At 46.6% G+C, this 22,953-nt stretch carries 17 protein-coding genes and 1 tRNA gene; 17 read left to right on the plus strand and 1 reads right to left on the minus strand.

Annotation, left to right across the window (positions count from 1 at the left end; genetic code table 11):
* Positions 1–25: 25 nt before the first annotated feature.
* Positions 26–799: a DUF481 domain-containing protein gene (locus HCJ96_RS13050; protein ID WP_169211496.1), complete on the plus strand. Its 774-nt coding sequence runs from the start codon at positions 26–28 to the stop codon at positions 797–799.
* Between the two features lie 60 nt (positions 800–859).
* On the opposite strand, the gene HCJ96_RS13055 is transcribed toward HCJ96_RS13050, so the two are convergent.
* Positions 860–2,932: a M13 family metallopeptidase gene (locus HCJ96_RS13055; protein WP_169211497.1), complete on the minus strand. Its 2,073-nt coding sequence runs from the start codon at positions 2,930–2,932 to the stop codon at positions 860–862.
* A 141-nt stretch (positions 2,933–3,073) separates the two neighbouring features.
* Here HCJ96_RS13055 and HCJ96_RS13060 point away from each other — a divergent pair, with 141 nt between their 5' ends.
* The 16 genes from HCJ96_RS13060 to HCJ96_RS13135 all read left to right on the plus strand — a co-directional run.
* Positions 3,074–3,733 (plus strand): RraA family protein, encoded by a 660-nt coding sequence (locus HCJ96_RS13060; RefSeq protein WP_169211498.1) that lies wholly within the window; start codon positions 3,074–3,076, stop codon positions 3,731–3,733.
* Between the two features lie 15 nt (positions 3,734–3,748).
* Positions 3,749–5,590, plus strand: coding sequence for an ABC transporter ATP-binding protein (locus tag HCJ96_RS13065; RefSeq protein WP_169211499.1), 1,842 nt, complete (start codon positions 3,749–3,751; stop codon positions 5,588–5,590).
* A gap of 166 nt (positions 5,591–5,756) precedes the next feature.
* Positions 5,757–5,833, plus strand: a tRNA-Trp gene (locus tag HCJ96_RS13070).
* 61 nt (positions 5,834–5,894) lie between these two features.
* Positions 5,895–6,272, plus strand: coding sequence for a preprotein translocase subunit SecE (gene secE, locus HCJ96_RS13075; protein WP_169211500.1), 378 nt, complete (start codon positions 5,895–5,897; stop codon positions 6,270–6,272).
* A 3-nt stretch (positions 6,273–6,275) separates the two neighbouring features.
* The gene (gene nusG, locus HCJ96_RS13080; protein WP_169211501.1) at positions 6,276–6,821 is read left to right on the plus strand and encodes a transcription termination/antitermination protein NusG; all 546 of its coding nucleotides are present in this window, start codon (positions 6,276–6,278) and stop codon (positions 6,819–6,821) included.
* A gap of 129 nt (positions 6,822–6,950) precedes the next feature.
* Positions 6,951–7,994 carry a mechanosensitive ion channel family protein gene (locus tag HCJ96_RS13085; RefSeq protein WP_246261375.1) on the plus strand — a complete coding sequence of 348 codons (1,044 nt, stop codon included), beginning with the start codon at positions 6,951–6,953 and terminating at the stop codon, positions 7,992–7,994.
* Between the two features lie 176 nt (positions 7,995–8,170).
* Complete coding sequence (gene rplK / locus HCJ96_RS13090) at positions 8,171–8,599, plus strand: 50S ribosomal protein L11 (protein WP_169211502.1); 429 nt, start codon at positions 8,171–8,173, stop codon at positions 8,597–8,599.
* A 4-nt stretch (positions 8,600–8,603) separates the two neighbouring features.
* A complete protein-coding gene (gene rplA, locus HCJ96_RS13095; RefSeq protein WP_169211503.1) occupies positions 8,604–9,299 on the plus strand; it encodes a 50S ribosomal protein L1 in 696 nt (231 codons plus the stop codon).
* Between the two features lie 299 nt (positions 9,300–9,598).
* Positions 9,599–10,117 (plus strand): 50S ribosomal protein L10, encoded by a 519-nt coding sequence (rplJ, locus tag HCJ96_RS13100; RefSeq protein ID WP_169211504.1) that lies wholly within the window; start codon positions 9,599–9,601, stop codon positions 10,115–10,117.
* A gap of 56 nt (positions 10,118–10,173) precedes the next feature.
* Positions 10,174–10,548, plus strand: a complete 375-nt coding sequence (gene rplL, locus HCJ96_RS13105) for a 50S ribosomal protein L7/L12 (protein ID WP_169211505.1) — start codon at positions 10,174–10,176, stop codon at positions 10,546–10,548.
* A 283-nt stretch (positions 10,549–10,831) separates the two neighbouring features.
* A complete protein-coding gene (rpoB, locus tag HCJ96_RS13110; protein WP_169211506.1) occupies positions 10,832–14,860 on the plus strand; it encodes a DNA-directed RNA polymerase subunit beta in 4,029 nt (1,342 codons plus the stop codon).
* Positions 14,861–14,941: 81 nt separating this feature from the next.
* Positions 14,942–19,120, plus strand: coding sequence for a DNA-directed RNA polymerase subunit beta' (rpoC, locus tag HCJ96_RS13115; protein ID WP_169211507.1), 4,179 nt, complete (start codon positions 14,942–14,944; stop codon positions 19,118–19,120).
* Between the two features lie 297 nt (positions 19,121–19,417).
* On the plus strand, positions 19,418–19,792 hold the full coding sequence (gene rpsL / locus HCJ96_RS13120) for a 30S ribosomal protein S12 (protein ID WP_169211508.1): 375 nt from the start codon (positions 19,418–19,420) through the stop codon (positions 19,790–19,792).
* 73 nt (positions 19,793–19,865) lie between these two features.
* Positions 19,866–20,336, plus strand: coding sequence for a 30S ribosomal protein S7 (gene rpsG, locus HCJ96_RS13125; RefSeq protein WP_169211509.1), 471 nt, complete (start codon positions 19,866–19,868; stop codon positions 20,334–20,336).
* 21 nt (positions 20,337–20,357) lie between these two features.
* Positions 20,358–22,460 carry an elongation factor G gene (fusA, locus tag HCJ96_RS13130; RefSeq protein WP_169211510.1) on the plus strand — a complete coding sequence of 701 codons (2,103 nt, stop codon included), beginning with the start codon at positions 20,358–20,360 and terminating at the stop codon, positions 22,458–22,460.
* Positions 22,461–22,523: 63 nt separating this feature from the next.
* A partial coding sequence (locus HCJ96_RS13135) for a GTP-binding protein (protein WP_169211511.1) occupies positions 22,524–22,953 on the plus strand: 430 nt, incomplete at its 3' end.

Consider the following 22,953-nt stretch of genomic DNA (forward strand, 5'->3'; position numbering starts at 1 on the left):
AGACAAATCAATATCGGAGCGACCATTGAAACATGTAAACATTAAACCGCTAACGCTGTCCGCTGGGCTATTACTTTCATCAACTACTTATGCAATTGTACCGGTTGATCAATCGAATGTGGCCGAAAAAGGGGTTAGCGGGAATGTTGGAGTAAGCATAAATGGCCAGTCTGGCAATAAGGATGAGCATGAATACAGCCTGAGCAGTATCTTACGCTATGGCCAAAGAGAAGATTCATGGGTGCTGATAACGGATTATAACTACTCTGAAACGAATGACATCAAAGACGAAGATGAGTTCTACAGCCATTTACGCTGGACTCGATTTAATTTCTTCAGCCCTCAGGTTGATGCCGAATTATTTGCACAGTATGAGTATGATGACTTTGCGGACTTATCCAGCCGGAAACTGGCGGGTGGTGGCGCGCGCTGGCGTTTTTCGCAGGATTTTGATCAAGCTGAACTCAAAACCTCTATCGGTACGGGATTGTTTTATGAAGTTGAAAAATCCCTTTCCACTGGCGGTGAAGTAGAAACAACACGGGCTAACCTCTACGCCAAATTTCTTTATTCGCAGTCGTCGCAATACCCGTTCGACGCTTATCTGACGCTATATTATCAGCCCGCGGTTGATGAAATTGAAAATTTCCGCTCAGTGGTGATTTCTGGTCTGGAGTTTAAAATTACCAAGACCCTATCGCTCACGTTGGAAACGGAGTTGGAACATAATTCAGAGCCATTTACAGATGTTGAAAAAACAGATTTTGAGTATGGCGTAAGACTGAGTTACAGCTTCTAAGTTGTAACCCAAACAAAAAAGGTCAGCATATGCTGACCTTTTTTTTAAGCGAATTAACGGCTACCAGATTTTAACCCGATTTTCAGGTGCGAGGTACAACTCGTCATCTGGCTTTACTTCAAACGCAGAGTAAAATTCAGGCACATTTCTAACGGCGCCGTTTGCGCGGAAATGAGCAGGAGAATGGGGGTCGGTTTGCACCCGTGTGCGCAGTGCTTCGTCGCGGTATTTGTTCGCCCACACCTGGCCAAAACCGATAAACACGCGTTGATCACCGGTGAATCCATCCATTACAGGCGCTTCCTCACCATCCAAAGACATATGGTAAGCTTTCAGCGCGATGCTGATACCGCCCAAATCACCGATGTTCTCACCAAGGGTATATTCACCATTGACATAAAGATCAGGTAACGCCTCAAATTCATTGTACTGATCAATAAGTTGCTTAGTGCGATTTTCAAATTCTTTACGATCGCTGTCTGTCCACCAGTTTCTTAATACGCCATCACCATCGAAAGTGCTGCCTGAATCATCAAAACCATGGCCGATTTCATGGCCAATTACCGCACCAATGCCACCATAGTTAACCGCGTCTTCAGCATTCATATCAAAAAACGGCGGTTGCAGAATCGCTGCCGGAAAAACAATTTCATTTTGCGGCGGGCTGTAATAGGCGTTAACAGTTTGTGGTGTCATACCCCACTCATGATCCCATACCGGGCCACCCTGCTTTTCAAGCGCCTCAGCGTACTTGCGGTCGGCTGAACGTTTGATGTTGCCAAACAAGTCATTGGCGTCAACAGACAAGCTACTGTAGTCAGCCCACTGATCTGGGTAACCTATCTTGACACTGAATTTAGACAGTTTGTCCAGCGCCTGCTTGCGGGTCTCGTCCGTCATCCAGTCTAACTCATTGATACTGTCTTTATAAGCCGCCAGCAGGTTATCAACCATTTCCATCATGCGTTCTTTTGCTTCGGGCGGGAAATGTTTCTTCACATAAACCTTGCCGATAATCTCACCTACATGAGAGTCAAGGAAGTCAACCGCACGACGCCACTGTGGACGTTGCTCTTCAACTCCGTGAAGCACTTTGCTGTAAAACTCAAAATTAGCTTCATCAAAGGCGCTGGTTAGCTGGCTGGCAGTGGCATTAAGTAAATGCCAGCGTAAAAAGGTTTTCCACTGTTCAAGCGGGGTTTTGGTGATCAGGCGGTCAAGCTCTTTGGCAAAATCAGTTTGCATAAAGACCAGTCCGTCGATGTCGGTAATTTGCGCCTGTGACAGGAAAGTACTCCAGTCGAAATCTGGCATGACAGAATTGAGCTCATCTAACGGCACTTTGTTATAGTTAGAAGCCCAGTCGCGCGTTTGTTCTTTTTTCATGTGAAGGTTTGCTATTTCTTTTTCAAACTTCATCAACATTTCAGCGCTGTTGGCGGGCTCATCAAAACCAGCCAGACTAAACATTTTTTCAATGTGTTTGACGTAGGCGTCACGAATTTTTTGTGAGCTCTCATCGTCCTTAAAATAATACTCGCGTTCAGGTAAACCAAGACCACTTTGCCAGAGGTACATCATGTAAGTGTCTGGCTGCTTAAAGTCAACATATTGACCCAGAGAGAACGGCGAGCCATAACCATAACGGTTGGCATAGGCAAAGTAAGAGGCTAATTCTGAGTAATCTGAAATCGCATCAATCATGGCCAGATCTTTATTCAAAGGCTCCATGCCCAATTTATCACGGGTTTCCATATCCATATATGATGCATAAAAGTCGCCCACTTTTTGCTCATCGGAGCCTTTTTCAAAGTCACCACTAGCCGATTCTTCAATGATAGCTTTTACATCGTCCTGAGCGGCATCACGCAGAATATTAAAGGCACCGTAGCTGGATTTGTCTGATGGAATCTCGGTTTTATCCATCCACTTTCCATTCACATAACGGAAGAAGTCGTCACCCGGGTCAACCGACAAATCCATATTTTCTTTAACTACACCGGATGTCAGTTGCTGTTTGGACTCGTCCTGTTGCTGAGTTTGTGCTGAAGATGAAGAGCCAGTATCAGCGGGTTGCGGGTTGCACGCCGCCAATCCTAAGATAACGCTTAGGCTAAGTAATGTACGTTGCATGATGATTCCTGTCTGGTGCGCTTGATAACGCATCTGTCTATAAACGTTCCTGTCGAGCAGGGTTTTGCACTGTCTTTAATAGCATGACCCGGGCGCCAGTAAAACTATTTATAATGAAAATACATAACTTGTAACAACTCTATGTTCCAGGCACGTTACACTTTATGCACATTACTTTTAAGGGATTTGCTTGTGTCATATTCAGATGTTTCTACTTGCGATTACGCTGATGCGCTCGACGCTAACCAATTCATGCATGCCAGCATTCGCGCATTATGGCCACAAACCCAGCGCCTCGCTGGCCCGGCGTTTACCGTTGTATGTGCTCCCGGTGATCATTTGATGTTACACGCAGCAATTTACCGAGCAAAGCCAGGCGATATCTTAGTGGTGCAAGGCGATGAAAAATTAGCGATGGCGGGGGGAAATGTCTGTGCGATTGCACAAAAAAGAGGGATTCAGGGCATGATAGTTGACGGTTTCGTGCGTGATATTGACGAAATCGCGCAGATGCAGTTTCCCGTCTATGCCAAGGGGACTTTTCCTAAACCAGCAGCGAAAAAAGCACTTGGCAAATTAGCGTCGCCAATTCAGTGTGGCGATGTGCAGATAGAAAATGGTGATATCATTGTTGCGGATAATGACGGCATTGCGGTTATTCCGTTTAATCAGCGCAAAGCGATTTACGAAGTAGCGATGTCCCGTAAGCAGAAAGATGCGGAGATGACCTTGGAACAATGGCAGTCTCAACATCTTGAAAAAGTAGAAACCACCCTTACAAAGCTAGGGTTTACCCAATGACACTGAGCCTTATTAATGTTTTCATTTTTTGAGCGATTAACCAAACCGTTTCCTGAGCCACCGCCTTCGCAGCCACCTAAGAGTCTGGTGGCTTTTTGTCGTCACTATACACAAGGGATGTGGTGGGTAATTGTGGTCGTTTCGCTGTTAGGCGCTATGATTGCGATGTTGGAAGTGACTTTGTTTGGCTTCTTAGGTCAGCTGGTTGACTGGTTTGCTTCCCATGATCGGGAAACTTTCTTGCAACAGGAAAAATGGACCCTGCTATGGATGGGGGCAGTGGTTGTAGTGCTGATTCCCGGCCTGATTCTGATACGTTCATTGTTTAATCGCCAGTCGTTAATGGGAAATTATCCCATGCGGATCCGCTGGAATGCGCATCGCTATCTGCTCAGCCAGAGCGTGAGTTTTTTCCAAAACGAATTTGCCGGCCGGGTAGCCACCAAGGTTATGCAAACCGCGCTTTCTGTGCGCGAAACGGTCATGAAATTGCTCGATTTGATGGTTTACATCAGCGTGTATTTCATTTCTATGGTCGCCCTGATTTTCAGTATCGATTGGCGGATGGCCATTCCGCTGGTGGTGTGGTTTGGCGTTTACCTATGCATTTTAAAGGTGTTGGTGCCCAAGCTTAAAACTGTTTCACAGGCGCAGGCCGATGCGCGTTCAATGATGACCGGACGTATTGTCGACAGCTATACCAATATCACCACGGTAAAGCTGTTCTCTCACAGTAAGCGCGAAGCCGATTACGCCAAAGACAGCATGGGTAATTTCTTACATACGGTTTACCCTCAGATGCGCCTGGTCACTGTGTTAGAAACCTGCGTAGAAATCGCCAACGCGTTACTGATTTTCTCGGTGGCGGCCATGTCCGTTTACCTGTGGTTAAACAATGTAACCAGTCCCGGCGATATTGCGGTGGCAGTCAGCTTATGTTTGCGTCTCAACGGCATGTCGCACTGGATCATGTGGGAAGTCTCAGCATTATTTGAGAATATTGGTACCGTTCAGGATGGTATTAACACGCTGGCGAAACCAGTATCAGTGAGCGATGCAGCGAAACCGGAGTCATTCAGTGTAAAAGGCGGTGAAGTGCGGTTCGACCGCATCAACTTCGGCTATACCGGGGCGAAAGGGCATCCAATTGAAGTGTTCAAAAACCTTAATTTACAAATAAAACCCGGTGAGAAAGTCGGGCTGGTTGGCCGCTCCGGGGCGGGTAAATCTACCTTGGTGAACTTGTTAATGCGTTTTTACGATATCCAGTCAGGTAGCATTAAAATTGATGGCCAGGACATCAGGCAGGTGCCACAGGAACACTTACGTGCGCAGATCAGTATGGTAACCCAGGATACCTCGCTGATGCATCGTTCGGTGCGAGATAACATTTTATACGGTAGAGCCGATGCCAGCGAAGAGGAAATGATTCATGCCGCCAAACAGGCTGAAGCGCATGACTTCATCCTGACCCTTTCTGACAGCGCGGGCAGAACGGGGTACGACGCCCATGTGGGTGAGCGAGGTGTGAAACTTTCGGGTGGCCAGCGTCAGCGCATTGCCATTGCCAGAGTATTGCTCAAAGACGCGCCTATCCTGGTTCTCGATGAAGCCACATCGGCACTGGATTCCGAAGTCGAGGCGGCGATTCAGGATTGTTTAAATCAGGTAATGCAAAATAAGACCGTACTTGCCATTGCACACCGGTTATCCACCATCGCTAAAATGGACCGTTTGCTGGTGCTGGATGATGGCGAAATTGTCGAGGCGGGTACGCATAGCGAACTCATCGCCAAAGAGGGTATTTATGCGAAACTGTGGGCCCATCAGACAGGTGGCTTCATTGGGGTGGAATAGGCGCGCCGCGCTTATTCCTAACCGAATCAAATTAAGGTGACAAAGCGCTTGTATCTCAAGAACGGTTCAGTATAATACGCCTCCCTCCCTTGCGATACCGCACTTTCCGATAAAAGACGCTGATTTCCCAAGGGTAGTGTAAGTAAAATTTGCTTTAAAAAGCTTTAGGGGTGTAGTTCGAATTGGTAGAACAGCGGTCTCCAAAACCGATGGTTGGGGGTTCGAGTCCCTCCACCCCTGCCAAATTATCGCTTATCTTATGAAAAGGTAAGTTTGAACGATGCAGTTTTGTTAGGATCGTAACATGAGCGAAAAAACGGAAAGTACATCAAACCCACTCGATATGTTGAAGTGGTTGGTTGTTTTTGCCTTGCTGATTGGTTTAGTCACAGCAAACTATATGTTTGGAGAGTACTCAGTACTTTACCGCGCTTTGGTCGCAGTTGGCGTTGGCGCGATTGCACTGTTTATTGCAGCAACCACTGAGAAGGGCAGCACCTTCCTGTCGTTTGCGAAAGATTCGCGAATGGAAGTGCGCAAGGTTATCTGGCCAACGCGTCAGGAAACCAACCAAACTACCCTGATAGTCATCGCCGCGACAGTTGTGGTGGGATTAATTTTGTGGGGGCTGGATGGCATCATTGTCCGCGTAGTCGGCTTCATTACTGGTATAGGAGCCTAAGCCATGACTGAAGAAGTAAAGAAAAGATGGTATGTAGTTCAAGCGTATTCCCAGTACGAAGCACGCGTTAAGAAAACGCTGCTTGAATACATCAAAATGCACAACATGGAACAGTACTTTGGGCAGGTATTAGTACCGACCGAAGAAGTGGTTGAAATGCGTGCAGGTCAGAAACGCAAGTCTGAGCGTAAGTTCTATCCTGGCTACGTGCTGGTAGAAATGGAAATGAATGAAGATTCATGGCACCTGGTGAAAAGTGTTCCACGCGTATTGGGCTTTATCGGCGGAACCTCTGACCGTCCAATGCCTATTTCGCAACGTGAAGCGGACGCGATCCTTAACCGTCTGGAAGAGTCGGTTGATAAGCCAAAGCCAAAAACCTTGTTCGAGCCGGGCGAAGTGGTCCGGGTTACGGATGGCCCATTTGCCGATTTCAACGGCGTGGTCGAAGAAGTGGACTACGAAAAAAGCCGCGTGAAAGTGTCGGTATTGATTTTCGGCCGTTCTACGCCAGTCGACCTGGAATTTGGTCAGGTCGAAAAGGGTTAATTCTCCTTGATTGTAAAAGAAGCGGCTTAATAGCCGCTTTTTTTATTTTAAAAACTCGAAAATTCACTGTTTTTTTAGATATTCCTGAATCTTCTTCTACACTTAGCTCATTCTGGTAGGTAAAAGGCGATGGCTTTGTTGTTCAAAAGTGTAGTGGTTATCTGGGTTCTGTTTTGTGCTCATCTTGTGTTTGGTCAGGATATGGTGTCAGCGCTGAGTCAGGAGCAGCAGGAAAGTCAGCAGCAACAACACCAGTCTAATCAGGCTTCGCAGGACACTACGGAAGTGGAACCAGACCTCTCTCCAGTGCAGATGTTGAAAAAGACGCTCTATGATATATATCAGGGGTTAATCGAACATCTGCCGTACCTTGGCGCAGGCCTGCTAGTCATTATCATTACCTGGCTGATATCCAGCCTGGCAGGACGGGCGGTCAGTAAAGTTGCGCACTCGCGTAAACTCAGGCGTTCGCTTTGCGAACTGTTTTCACGCTTAACCATTATTGTGGTCTGGATCGTTGGTTTGCTGGTTGCCGCCATGATCATGTTCCCGGGCCTAACCCCGGCAAAAGCCCTTGGTGGACTCGGTCTTGCCTCTGTGGCAATCGGCTTTGCCTTTAAAGAGATTTTTGAGAACTTCTTCGCAGGTATTTTATTGTTATGGAAATACCCGTTCGAGTCAGGGGATTTTATCGAGTGCCAATCCATTCTTGGCAGGGTAGAAGATATTTCGGTCAGGATGACACAAATTCGTAAGACCAATGGCGAACTTGTGGTAATGCCTAACTCATTTTTATTCAAAAACCCGGTAAATGTATTGACCGATAAAGACGTACGCAGAATAACTGTGATGACGGGCGTGGCCTATGACGAGGATGCGGACAAGGCTATCGAGATCATCGAAGGTGCACTGCAAAAATGTGAAACTGTTGACCATGACCATCCAGTGGAAATATTCCTTAACGGTTTTGGCGCCAGCAGTATTGATATAGAAGTAACCTGGTGGACCAGCCCAACGCCATTGGGGCATCGGAAATCACGCAGTGAAGTAATCAGCGCAGTTAAACGCGCGCTGGATGAAGCCGGGGTTGAAATACCTTTCCCTTATCGTACGCTTACGTTTAAAGAGCCCTTACCCATTGAGAGGTTGTCAGAAAACGCGCAAAACAGTTAGCCTTTCCTCACGTGTCCACAGTGAGAACACGAAAGTTCAAAATATCAACATTTAGGGTTGCGAAGGGTTAAGGATTAATCTATAATTCGCGCCCTTTTAAATGGAAACGGGAAGCCATTTGAGCAAATATTCTCGATATTTGCGAGGCGCTAGACCCACTAACGAGAGCAATTACTATGGCTAAAAAAGTAACTGGCTTAATCAAGCTACAGGTTGCGGCAGGTGCTGCAAACCCAAGTCCACCGGTTGGTCCTGCATTAGGTCAGCACGGTGTAAACATCATGGAATTCTGTAAGGCTTTCAATGCGAAAACTGAAAGTCTTGAGAAAGGCGCTCCAGTACCAGTAGAAATTACTGTTTACGAAGATCGCTCTTTCACATTCGAAACCAAAACGCCTCCAGCATCTTATTTGCTTAAGAAAGCAGCTGGCATCAAAAGTGGTTCTGGCCGTCCTAATACTGAAAAAGTGGGTAAAGTTACCCGTGCTCAGTTAGAAGAGATCGCAAAAACTAAAGAACCAGATTTGACTGCTGCTGATCTTGACGCTGCAGTTCGCACTATCGCGGGTTCAGCTCGCTCAATGGGCTTGAACGTAGAGGACTAATCGAATGGCTAAATTAACAAAACGCGCTCGCCTAATCCGCGACAAAGTTGATTCAACTAAAGAGTATGAAATCAACGAAGCAGTAGCTCTGTTAAAAGAGTTAGCAACTGCAAAGTTTGCTGAAAGTGTAGACGTAGCAATCAATCTTGGTATCGATGCGAAGAAGTCTGACCAAAACGTACGTGGTGCAACTGTACTACCTAACGGTACTGGTAAAGATGTTCGCGTTGCTGTGTTCACCCAGGGTGCAAACGCTGAAGCTGCAAAAGCTGCGGGTGCCGATATCGTGGGTATGGACGATCTTGCTGAGCAAGTGAAAAAAGGCGAAATGAATTTTGACGTAGTTGTAGCCAGCCCAGACGCAATGCGCGTTGTTGGTCAGTTAGGTCAAATCTTAGGTCCACGTGGCCTGATGCCTAACCCTAAAACTGGCACCGTAACACCTGATGTTGCGACTGCAGTTAAGAATGCTAAGGCAGGTCAGGTTCGTTACCGTAACGATAAGAACGGTATCATTCACGCAAGCATCGGTAAGATTGCGTTTGAAGCGAACCAGATTCAACAAAATTTAGAAGCATTACTTGAAGCAGTGAAGAAAGCCAAGCCTTCTTCAGCGAAAGGTACTTACATTAAGAAGATCAGCTTAAGCACCACTATGGGCGCGGGCGTTTCTTTAGATAAGGCCAGTGTAGGTCAGTAATGCGACCGTCGGATGTAATTATACATCCGCTTCTCTAATGGTTATGGGTTGGAGCTGAAAATTAGCTTGCTAAATTTTAGCTCCCGTCCAAGACCGCAGGCGTGCAGCAGTAAAAGAGGTAAGAGAACTTTTACATTCAATGCTCACTTAATACACAAGCCTGCGCAGACGGTGGTTTGACTCAGACTCTCTGGGGTAACAAACACCGTAGAGCGGTATAACCATTTCGGTTATATCAATCTGTGAACCCTGATGTGAAAGCTATTAGCGTGATCATCAGATACAAAGAGGTGAACTCAGTGGCACTAGGATTAGCAGCTAAAAAAGAGATCGTAGCGGAAGTTTCCGAAGTTGCGTCTCGCGCTCTATCTGTTGCCGTCGCTGAATACCGTGGGATGGAAGTTGCAGAGCTGACTGACCTGCGCGTTCAAGCTCGTGAGCAAGGCGTATACCTGAAGGTTGTACGTAACACTCTGGCTAAACGTGCTTTGGCAGACAGCAAATTTGCTGACTTAGACAGCGCCTTAACTGGCCCGCTTATCTACGGCTTCTCTATCGATGCACCTGGTGGTGCAGCGCGTCTTTTTAAAGACTATGGGAAGAAGAACGATAAGCTTAAAGTTACTGCACTTTCAATTGGTAGTGGTCTGCTTGGTCCAGAAAAACTGGATGCAGTGGCGTCACTTCCAACTCGCGACGAAGCGCTTGCAAAACTTCTTGCAACCTTCAAAGCACCGGTGGGCAAATTCGTTCGCACTATCAACGAAGTACCTACCAAATTTGTGCGCGTATTGGCGGCGATCAAAGACACCAAGTAATTGGTTTCTTTGGCATATTGATTTTTTTAACTTATTAAACCCGGGAGTTTAGAGAAATGGCTCTAACTAAAGAAGATATTTTGAACGCGATTGCTGAAATGCCAGTTATGGAACTGGTTGAGCTAATCGAAGCTGCTGAAGAAAAATTCGGCGTTGAAGCGACTGCTGCTGTTGCAGTAGCTGCAGGTCCTGCTGCCGCTGCTGAAGCTGCAGAAGAACAGACTGAATTCGACGTAGTAATGACTTCTTTCGGCGCGAACAAAGTTGCTGTTATCAAAGCAGTTCGTGGCGCGACTGGCCTAGGTCTTAAAGAAGCTAAAGAAGTAGTTGAGTCTGCTCCTAAAGCTATCAAAGAAGGCGTAAGCAAAGACGAAGCTGAAGAACTGAAGAAGCAGCTTGAAGAAGCTGGTGCAACAGTTGAAGTTAAGTAATCTGTACTAATCAGATTACCTGCCTTAAATGGCCAGGCTGGTGGTTTTTTTAACCACCAGCCTTTTTGCGCTGTGGGGTGTACAGTTTTTAACCCTAAGTTGTACACAGGATAACCACAACGGCAAGTCACCTTAAATAGCAGTAAACCAACAAGTTAACTACCATATTGGTCAAAATTTGTTGTATGCTGGTGAGATTGCCCGAAAAAGGGTTGAGGAAGTTTGTTATCTGGTCGTATTTCAGATAGCAGGTTGGGTCTAAAATCAGCAGGCTGAGGAACCCATGGTTTACTCTTATAGCGAAAAGAAACGTATCCGTAAGGATTTTGGCAAACGCCCACAGGTATTGGAAATTCCATACCTTCTTTCAATTCAGCTAGATTCATTTAAAAAATTTATTGAAGTCGATATTGACGGGCAATACGGTCTGGAAGCCGCTTTCCGATCAGTATTTCCTATTAAAAGCTACTCAGGGAACTCCGAACTACAATTCGTGAGTTATCGCCTGGGTGAACCCGTATTTGACGTTAAAGAATGTCAAATTAGAGGTGTAACTTATTCAGCTCCATTAAGAGTAAAACTACGGTTAGTATTATTTGATAAAGAAGCCGCACCCGGTACCGTAAAAGACATCAAAGAACAAGAAGTGTACATGGGTGAAATTCCGTTAATGACGGAAAATGGTACTTTCGTTATCAATGGTACTGAGCGTGTAATCGTTTCTCAGTTACACCGTTCACCTGGTGTATTCTATGATCACGATAAAGGTAAAACACACTCTTCGGGTAAAGTGCTTTATAACGCACGTGTTATTCCTTACCGTGGTTCATGGTTAGATTTTGAGTTCGATCCAAAAGACAATCTGTTTGTACGTATTGACCGTCGTCGTAAACTTCCGGCTACCATTATTTTACGTGCGCTGGAAATGACCACTGAAGAAATCTTAGAGACGTTCTTCGACAAGGTACAAGTGCGCATTGATGATGACCGTCTGATGATGGAAATCGTGCCTGATCGCTTACGTGGTGAAACGGCTCAGTTTGATATTCTTGATGGCGAAGGCAATGTCGTAGTTGAAGCCGGTCGTCGAATTTCAGCGCGTCACACTCGTGCGTTGGAAAAATCCAACCTAACCGAGCTTGAAGTTCCGGCAGAGTATCTTGTTGGTCGTGTTTATGCGGGTTCATTCATCGATGAAGAAAGTGGTGAAGTGATCGTTAACGCTAACGATGAAGTTACCTTGGAAACTATGGCTGAGCTTAGCAAAGCGGGTGTTAAAGAGTTTGAAACGCTTTACATCAACGAGCTGGACCACGGTTCATATATTTCCGACACACTTCGCATCGACAGTTCAACTAACCGCCTTGAAGCATTGGTTGAAATCTACCGTATGATGCGTCCTGGTGAGCCACCGACAAAAGATGCGGCAGAAACCTTATTTGACAATCTGTTCTTCTCTGAAGAGCGTTATGACTTGTCATCTGTTGGCCGTATGAAGTTCAACCGTCGTTTAGGACGTGACGAACTGACGGGTTCTGGCACACTGGATAAAGAAGATATTATTGCGGTCATGAAGCGTTTGATCATGATCCGTGACGGTAAGGACGAAGTGGATGATATCGATCACTTGGGTAACCGTCGTATCCGTTCTGTCGGTGAAATGGCAGAAAACCAGTTCCGCGTAGGTCTGGTACGTGTTGAGCGTGCAGTTAAAGAGCGCCTGAGTTTGGGTGATCTTGATAACATCATGCCGCAAGACCTGATTAATGCGAAACCAATCTCTGCAGCAGTGAAAGAATTCTTTGGTTCTTCACAGTTGTCACAGTTCATGGATCAGAACAACCCGCTTTCAGAAGTTACGCACAAACGTCGTATTTCTGCATTAGGCCCGGGTGGTTTGACACGTGAACGTGCTGGTTTCGAAGTTCGAGATGTACACCCGACTCACTACGGTCGTTTATGTCCTATCGAAACGCCAGAAGGTCCAAACATCGGTCTGATTAATTCATTGGCGAGCTTCGCGCGTACCAATGATTTTGGTTTCCTTGAAACACCTTTCCGTCGCATTGTTGATGGTGTGGTGGGTGATGAAATTGATTATTTATCAGCGATTGAAGAAGGCCAATACCCGATCGCTCAGGCTAACATTGCGTTAACTGAAAACGGCGAACTGGTTGATGACCTGATCCCTTGTCGTCACCGTGGTGAAACCACCTTGATGCCAAAAGAAGACATCAAGTATATGGACGTTTCGCCACAACAGATCGTGTCAATCGCTGCGTCGATTATTCCATTCCTTGAACACGATGATGCTAACCGTGCCTTGATGGGCTCGAACATGCAACGTCAGGCTGTTCCTACACTACGTGCTGACAAGCCGTTAGTTGGGACAGGTATGGAAAAAACGGTTGCCGTTGACTCTGGTGTAACTGTGGTTGCAAAACGTGGTGGTGTTGTCGATTACGTTGACGCCAGCCGTATCGTTATTAAGGTTGCTGAAGACGAGATGCTTCCAGGTGAAGCGGGTATCGATATCTACAACCTGACTAAGTATACCCGTTCAAACCAGAACACTTGTATCAATCAGAAACCAACCTGTAATGTAGGTGACCCTATCGTTACTGGTGACGTGCTGGCTGACGGTCCGTCTACGGATCTGGGTGAACTGGCACTGGGGCAGAATATGCGTATCGCGTTCATGCCTTGGAACGGTTATAACTTTGAGGATTCAATCCTTATTTCTGAGCGTGTAGCACAGGAAGATCGTTTCACTACTATCCACATTCAGGAACTAAGCTGTATCGCACGTGATACCAAGCTTGGGCCAGAAGAAATCAGTTCTGATATCCCCAACGTGGGTGAAGCAGCGCTGGGTAAACTTGACGAATCCGGTGTGGTCTATATCGGTGCCGAAGTGAAAGGTGGCGATATTCTGGTAGGTAAAGTGACACCTAAAGGTGAAACACAGCTTACGCCAGAAGAAAAACTATTGCGTGCGATCTTCGGTGAAAAAGCCTCTGATGTTAAAGATACGTCACTACGTGTACCTAACTCTGTTCACGGTACCGTGATTGATGTTCAGGTCTTTACCCGTGATGGTGTTGAGAAAGACAAGCGTGCTTTAGAAATTGAAGATATGCAGTTACGTCAGGTCAAGAAAGACCTGTCTGACGAATTTAACATCTTTGCTGATGGTATCTTCTCACGTGCTCGTAACCTGCTGAACAAAGCCAATATTGATGATGCTAAGCTTGATAGCATGCCACGTGAAAAGTGGTTTGATATCACGTTGAAAGATGAAGATTTGCAAAATGATCTTGATCAAATTGCCGAGCAGCATAGCGAAATTAAAGCTGACTTTGATAAGAAGTTTGAAGGTAAGCGTCGTAAGATCACCCAGGGCGATGATTTAGCCCCAGGTGTACTGAAGATTGTTAAAGTTTACCTGGCAGTTAAACGTCATATTCAACCTGGTGATAAGATGGCGGGTCGTCACGGTAATAAGGGTGTTATCTCAACTATCGTTCCGGTAGAAGATATGCCTTACGATGCCAACGGTACGCCAGTAGATATCGTGTTGAACCCGCTGGGTGTACCTTCACGGATGAACATCGGTCAGATCCTGGAGACACACCTGGGTATGGCTGCGCATGGGATCGGTGTGAAAATCGATAACATGATCAAAGAACAGCGCGAAATTGCCCACCTAAGAGACTTCCTGAAAGAAGTGTATACATTAGGTGAGAACCATCAGGAAGTTGACATTGACTCGTTCAGCGACGATGAAGTGAAGCGTCTTGCTGAAAACCTGAGAAAAGGTTTACCTGTAGCGACACCCGTGTTTGACGGTGCGCGTGAAGAGGAAATCAAGGCAATGTTGAAGCTGGCTGACTTGCCCGAAAGTGGACAAATCAGCATGTTTGATGGTCGTACCGGCCGTGCGTTTGAGCGCCCTGTAACTGTTGGTTACATGTACATGCTTAAACTGAACCACCTTGTTGATGACAAGATGCATGCGCGTTCTACCGGCTCTTACAGCCTGGTAACGCAACAGCCTCTGGGTGGTAAGGCACAATTCGGTGGCCAGCGCTTCGGTGAGATGGAAGTGTGGGCACTGGAAGCGTACGGTGCAGCTTATACTCTGCAAGAAATGTTGACAGTGAAATCGGATGACGTGAATGGTCGTACCAAGATGTATAAAAACATCGTTGATGGCGACCACAGAATGGAACCAGGCATGCCTGAATCCTTCAACGTACTACTTAAAGAAATCCGCTCACTGGGTATCAACATTGAGCTTGAAGAAAATTAAGCTGGCAAACACCTTGTAATAGACGTAATTGACCCGGCCTTAGTGCCGGGTTATAGAGACTGACTCCGCTGGGAGAGTAATGTGAAAGACTTATTAAAGTTTCTAAAGCAACAAAATAAGACTGAAGAATTCGATAATATTCGAATTGGTTTGGCTTCTCCGGACATGATCCGTTCATGGTCCTATGGTGAAGTAAAAAAACCTGAAACGATCAACTACCGTACGTTCAAGCCAGAGCGTGATGGTTTATTCTGTGCGCGTATTTTCGGCCCGGTCAAAGACTATGAGTGTCTGTGCGGAAAATATAAGCGTCTTAAGCACCGTGGTGTTATTTGCGAGAAGTGTGGCGTTGAAGTCACACTGACCAAAGTGCGTCGTGAACGTATGGGTCACATTGAACTTGCCAGCCCGGTTGCCCACATCTGGTTCCTTAAATCATTGCCGTCTCGTATTGGCTTGATGCTGGACATGACGCTGCGTGATATCGAGCGTGTACTTTATTTTGAATCATACGTGGTCACTGAGCCAGGTATGACAACGCTTGAGCGCAGCCAGCTTCTTACAGAAGAAGAGTACCTGGATGCGCTTGAAGAAAATGGCGATGAATTTAACGCTAAAATGGGTGCAGAAGCGGTATTTGACCTGCTGACACATCTTGACGTAGATGCAGATGTTGCTGCAATGCGTGAAGAGTTACCAAGCATCAACTCTGAAACCAAGCGTAAAAAAATCACCAAACGTCTTAAGCTGCTTGAGTCATTCCAACAGTCAGGTAACAAACCTGAGTGGATGATTATGACTGTATTGCCAGTATTACCACCGGATCTGCGTCCATTGGTACCGCTGGATGGCGGCCGTTTTGCAACGTCTGATTTGAACGACTTATACCGTCGTGTTATCAACCGTAATAACCGTCTGAAGCGTCTTCTTGATCTGGCTGCGCCAGATATTATCGTACGTAACGAAAAGCGTATGCTTCAGGAAGCGGTTGACGCATTACTTGATAACGGTCGTCGTGGCCGTGCTATCACGGGTTCTAACAAACGTCCATTAAAATCACTTGCCGATATGATTAAAGGTAAGCAGGGTCGTTTCCGTCAGAACCTGCTAGGTAAGCGTGTTGACTATTCTGGCCGTTCTGTAATTACCGTTGGTCCGACACTACGCTTACATCAGTGTGGTCTGCCTAAGAAAATGGCACTTGAGCTATTTAAGCCATTTATCTACGGTAAATTAGAAGGTCGTGGTCTTGCCACCACCATCAAAGCAGCGAAAAAATTAGTTGAACGTGAAGCACCTGAAGTTTGGGACGTACTTGATGACGTTATCCGTGAACACCCGGTACTGCTAAACCGTGCACCAACACTTCACCGTCTGGGTATTCAAGCGTTTGAACCTACCCTGATTGAAGGTAAAGCTATCCAATTGCACCCGTTAGTTTGTGCGGCTTATAACGCCGACTTCGACGGTGACCAAATGGCGGTTCACGTTCCATTGACCATCGAAGCACAGCTAGAAGCCCGTGCGTTGATGATGTCAACCAACAACATTCTGTCACCAGCGAATGGTGAGCCAATCATCGTACCTTCACAGGACGTTGTATTAGGTCTCTATTACCTGACGCGTGACAAAGTTAACGGCTTAGGTGAAGGCATGGTGTTTACCAGCCCGAACGAAGCTGAAAAAGCGTACCGCACAGGTAATGCTGAATTGCATTCACGTGTGAAAGTACGTATCACCGAATACGATGTGGCCGAAGATGGCACCAAGACAGAAAAAGTCACGCTGACTGACACTACCGTTGGTCGTGCGATTTTCTCACTTATTCTGCCGAAAGGATTGCCGTTTGAAATAATCAACCAGGCAATGGGTAAGAAGCAGATTTCACGTTTGCTTAACGCCTGTTACCGTACCCTGGGTCTGAAAGACACGGTTATTGCCGCTGACCAGGTTATGTACACTGGTTTCCACTATGCGATGGTGGCGGGTGCGTCGGTTGGTATTGATGATATGGTCATTCCCGCTGCGAAGAAAGAAATCATTGATTCAGCTGAAGCTGAAGTGATTGAAATTCAGGAACAGTTCCAGAACGGTCTTGTTACAGCCGGTGAGCGTTACAACAAAGTTATTGATATTTGGTCAAACGCCAACGAAAAAGTCGCGAAAGCGATGATGGATAACTTAAAAACTGACATCGTCATCAACAAAGACGGTGAAGAAGAAGAACAGCAATCATTCAACTCTGTTTACATGATGGCTGACTCTGGTGCTCGTGGTAGTGCCGCTCAGATTCGTCAGTTGGCTGGTATGCGTGGTCTGATGGCGAAGCCAGATGGCTCAATCATCGAAACGCCTATCACGGCTAATTTCCGTGAAGGTCTGAACGTACTACAGTACTTCATCTCAACGCACGGTGCGCGTAAAGGTTTGGCCGATACGGCATTGAAGACGGCAAACTCAGGATACCTGACTCGTCGCTTAGTTGATGTTGCCCAGGATTTGGTAATCACTAATGACGATTGTGGCACATTCGAAGGTGTACAGATGACCCCTCTTATTGAAGGTGGTGACGTTGTTGAACCACTTCGTGAGCGTGTATTGGGTCGTACTGTAGCTGAAGACGTGTTGAAACCAGGTACTGACGAAGTGTTGGTTGAGCGTAATGTAATGCTTGATGAAGCTTTAGTGGATATGCTTGAAGCTAACTCAATCGATCAGGTTATGGTGCGCTCAGTAATCACCTGTGATAACGACTTCGGTGTATGTGCAAACTGTTACGGTCGTGACCTTGCACGTGGACACATGGTTGGACACGGTGAAGCGGTGGGTGTTATCGCAGCTCAATCAATTGGTGAGCCGGGTACACAGCTTACCATGCGTACATTCCACATCGGTGGTGCGGCATCAAGAGCGTCTGCTGAAAACAGCGTTCAGGTTAAAACTTCAGGTAGCCTGAAACTGCACAATGCCAAGTACGTGCGTAATACTGACGACAAAGTGGTTATCGTATCGCGTTCAACTGAACTAACGATGATCGACGATCAGGGTCGTGAGAAAGAACGGTATAAAGTACCTTACGGTGCGATCTTAAGTGTTGACGATGGTGCATCGGTCGAAGCCGGCGAAATCGTAGCGAACTGGGATCCGCATAGTCACCCAATCATCACTGAGCGTAAAGCGAAGATCAGCTTCTCTGATATCGATGATTCAAACACTGAGATGCAGCAGGATGAGCTGACAGGTCTTACCCGTATCGTAGTTAAAGATCTTGCTAAGGTTAACGCGAAAGAGCCGAAGCTTATCCTGGAAAGTGATGAATTTGGCTTGCAGGAAATTCGCTTACCGAGCTTTACCACCATCGAAGCGTCTGAAGGTAAAGTGGCAAACGAAGGTGACGTGCTAGCACGTATTCCGCAGGAAAGCTCGAAAACACGAGACATTACCGGTGGTCTACCACGGGTTGCTGACCTGTTCGAAGCGCGTAAGCCAAAAGAGCCTGCTATTCTGGCAGAAATCTCTGGTAGCATCGGCTTTGGTAAAGAAACCAAAGGTAAAAAGCGCCTGGTAATTACACCTAAAGACGGTGACCCATACGAAGAGATGATTCCAAAATGGCGTCAGCTTAACGTCTTCGAAGGTGAAAACGTTGAAAAAGGTGAGGTTATAGCTGACGGTCCTGAGTCACCACATGACATCTTACGTCTTCGTGGCATCAGTGCGGTATCTAACTACATCGTGAACGAAGTTCAGGAAGTTTATCGCCTGCAGGGTGTTAAGATTAACGATAAGCACATCGAAGTGGTCATTCGCCAGATGCTGCGTAAGTGTATTATCACACATCCTGGTGACACCCAGTTCCTGGAAGGTGAGCAGGTTGAAGTGTCAAACGTGAAAGTCGCTAACCGTGAAATTGAGCGTCAAGGTAAGATCCCAGCATCTTATGAGACTCAGCTTCTGGGTATTACTAAAGCGTCACTTTCAACTGAGTCGTTCATTTCAGCCGCGTCGTTCCAGGAAACTACACGCGTATTAACCGAAGCAGCGGTACAGGGCAAAGAAGACGATTTACGTGGTCTGAAAGAAAACGTAATTGTTGGACGCCTGATCCCGGCTGGAACTGGTTTTGCGTATCACGAGCGTCGTGCGCAGAAGCGTATTCAGGAAATCGAAGAAATGTCTGTCTCAGCCGCTGAAGCAGAGCAGGCGCTTACTGAAGCATTGAATGCGGAAGTGAGCGAGCAGTCTTCTAACGAAGAGTAAACATTTGGTTTGGCCGGGTAAATCAGCCCGGCTAGCCGAGTGTTGACTGCCAATCTGTACAGGATTTAATTTGCTTATCTTGTGTACAGCTTGACAGCTGCGGCTTTGATCTTTAATATTCCGCGACCCGAAATTTGGATAACCTTAGTGGTAATCATTCGGTAAGCGGAATTTTTTATTTTCAGAGTCGTTATTCACACTGACGAGCACAGTAGTGAAAACGGAAGTAAAAAACCGAAAATGAATGACCCGAACATGTGTATCGGGTTTTTGTAGTTTTTAATCAGGAGCTAGTTAATGGCAACAGTTAACCAGTTAGTGCGTAAGCCACGTAGACAGCCGGTTGCGAAAAGCAACGTAGCGGCACTACAGGCTTGCCCACAAAGACGTGGTGTATGTACTCGCGTATATACTACTACGCCAAAGAAACCAAACTCAGCGCTACGTAAAGTATGTCGTGTGCGTTTAACCAACGGTTTTGAAGTTTCTTCATATATCGGTGGTGAAGGCCACAACCTGCAAGAGCACAGCGTTGTACTAATTCGTGGTGGTCGTGTTAAGGACCTACCCGGTGTTCGTTACCACACTGTTCGCGGTACATTAGACTGCGCAGGCGTAAACGATCGTAAACAAGCCCGTTCTAAGTACGGCGCGAAGAAGCCTAAATCTTAACGGTTCTCCGTTAGTAAGGCCAAACTGAAATTTTAGAGTTTTGGGTTATCCCTGAATTCCACGGAGAATTAAGATGCCAAGAAGAAGAGTCGTAGGTCAACGTAAAATCCTACCAGAACCAAAATATGGTTCACAGCTGCTTGCTAAATTCATGAATGTCGTAATGCTCGACGGCAAGAAATCTGTCGCTGAAAAAATCGTTTACGGTGCGCTTGATATTGTTGCTGAAAAAACCGGCAAGGCACACTTAGATGTATTCGAAGAAGCACTAGACAACATCCGTCCTACTGTAGAGGTTAAGTCTCGTCGTGTAGGTGGTTCTACTTATCAGGTTCCAGTAGAAGTTCGTCCAGTTCGTCGTAATGCTCTAGGTATGCGTTGGATGGTAGATGCGGCACGTAAACGTGGCGAGAAGTCTATGGCACAGCGCCTGGCAGCAGAGATGCTAGATGCATCTGAAAACAAAGGTTCAGCGGTTAAGAAGCGTGAAGACGTGCACCGTATGGCCGAAGCGAACAAAGCGTTCGCACATTACCGTTGGTAAGCAAATAACTGAGAGAGACGTATGCCTCGTAAGACCCCAATTGAGCGGTATCGTAATATTGGAATTGTTGCTCACGTTGATGCGGGTAAAACCACAACAACTGAGCGAGTTCTGTTTTATACAGGGCTTTCACACAAGATAGGTGAAGTGCATGATGGCGCCGCCACCATGGACTGGATGGAGCAGGAACAGGAGCGTGGAATTACCATTACTTCCGCAGCGACGACTTGCTTCTGGTCAGGAATGCAGCAGCAGTATGACCAGCACCGTATCAATATTATCGATACACCCGGACACGTTGACTTTACCATTGAAGTAGAGCGCTCTTTGCGCGTACTTGATGGTGCGGTTGTGGTGTTCTGTGGGTCTTCGGGCGTTGAACCTCAATCAGAAACCGTCTGGAGACAGGCGGATAAATATCACGTACCGCGCATGGTTTTCGTCAATAAGATGGACCGTGCCGGTGCGGATTTTGAACGCGTGCTTGGACAAATCCGCAAGCGTTTAGGGGCCACGTGTGTGCCCATCCAATTAAATATCGGTTCTGAAGAAGAATTCCGTGGCGTCATCGACCTGGTGAAGATGAAGGCCATCAACTGGAATATGGAAGACATGGGTATGACCTTTACCTATGAAGATATTCCGGCTGAGTTACAAGAAAAAGCCAACAAGTATCACAACGAACTTGTTGAAGCCGCAGCTGAAGCGTCTGACGAGTTGATGAACAAGTATCTGGAGGGCGAAGAGCTTTCAGAACAAGAGATTCGTCGCGGGTTGCGTGAACGTACACTTAAAAATGAAATTGTGCTGGCTACCTGTGGTAGTGCGTTTAAAAATAAAGGCGTTCAGGCCGTACTAGATGCGGTGATTGAATACTTGCCATCACCGACTGATGTAAAATCTATTTCAGGTATTCTGGACGATGGTAAAGAGACTGAAGCAGAGCGCCATTCCGACGATGATGAACCGTTTTCTGCGTTAGCATTTAAAATTGCCACCGACCCGTTCGTGGGCACGCTGACGTTTTTCCGTTGCTACTCCGGCGTGGTGAATACGGGTGATACCGTATATAACCCGATTAAAGGTAAGCGTGAACGCTTCGGTCGTATCGTGCAGATGCATGCTAATGATCGTGCTGAAATTAAAGAAGTACGTGCGGGTGATATCGCTGCGGCAATTGGCCTGAAAGATGTCACTACCGGTGACACGCTGTGCGATCCAAATCATGTTATTACGCTGGAGCGCATGGAGTTTCCGGATCCGGTAATCTCAATTGCGGTTGAACCGAAGTCGCAGGCTGACCAGGAAAAAATGGGCATCGCGCTTAATAAGCTGGCGGCCGAAGATCCTTCATTCCGCGTGAAAACTGATGATGAAACCGGCCAGACGATTATTTCCGGCATGGGTGAGCTTCACCTCGACATCATCGTTGATCGCATGAAGCGTGAGTTTAAAGTTGAATGTAATGTCGGTAAGCCTCAGGTGGCTTATCGTGAAACTATACGTAAGAAAGTCGAAGTCGAAGGTAAATTCATTCGCCAGTCAGGCGGTCGTGGTCAGTTTGGCCACGTATGGCTTCGCATAGAACCCCAGGCTGAAGGCGAAGGGTACAAATTTGTCAACGAGATCGTTGGTGGTGTAGTTCCAAAAGAATTCATCCCAGCGGTAGACAAAGGTATTCAGGAGCAGTTGCAAAATGGTGTCGTCGCAGGGTATCCGGTACTTGATGTAAAAGTTACTTTGTTTGATGGTTCTTATCATGATGTTGACTCTTCTGAAATGGCGTTTAAGATCGCCGGTTCGATGGGTTTCAAAAAGGGCGCCGCTGAAGCAAATCCGGTGTTGCTTGAACCCATGATGAAAGTTGAAGTGACCACTCCAGAAGACTGGATGGGTGATGTTGTAGGTGACTTAAACCGTCGTCGCGGCATGATCGAAGGAATGGAAGAAGGTGTAGCAGGCATTAAAATTGTTCGCGCTAAAGTGCCACTTTCTGAAATGTTTGGGTATGCAACTGACTTGCGTTCTGCAACGCAGGGCAGAGCATCGTACTCTATGGAGTTCTTCAATTATTCAGAGGCGCCAAATAATGTGGCGCAAGCTATTATTGAAGCTAGAATGTAAATCTAAATGAAGGTTCGGTCCGGTCTATGTTGGGTCGGACTTTTAACTTAGGAAACGAGAAAAATGGCAAAAGAAAAGTTTGAACGTACGAAACCCCACGTAAACGTGGGTACAATCGGCCACGTTGACCACGGTAAAACCACTCTGACAGCAGCGATCACTACTGTTCTGGCTAAAACCTACGGTGGTTCAGCTCAGGCTTTTGATCAAATCGATAACGCGCCAGAAGAAAAGGCTCGTGGTATCACCATCTCTACGTCACACGTAGAATATGACACACCAAGCCGTCACTACGCACACGTAGACTGCCCTGGACACGCTGACTATGTTAAAAACATGATCACCGGTGCGGCGCAGATGGACGGAGCTATCCTGGTTGTAGCAGCGACTGACGGCCCAATGCCTCAGACACGTGAGCACATCCTGCTTGGCCGTCAGGTTGGTGTACCTTACATCATCGTATTCATGAACAAGTGTGACATGGTTGACGATG

This window comes from Alteromonas ponticola, from assembly GCF_012911815.1.
Classification (GTDB): Bacteria; Pseudomonadota; Gammaproteobacteria; order Enterobacterales; family Alteromonadaceae; genus Alteromonas; species Alteromonas ponticola.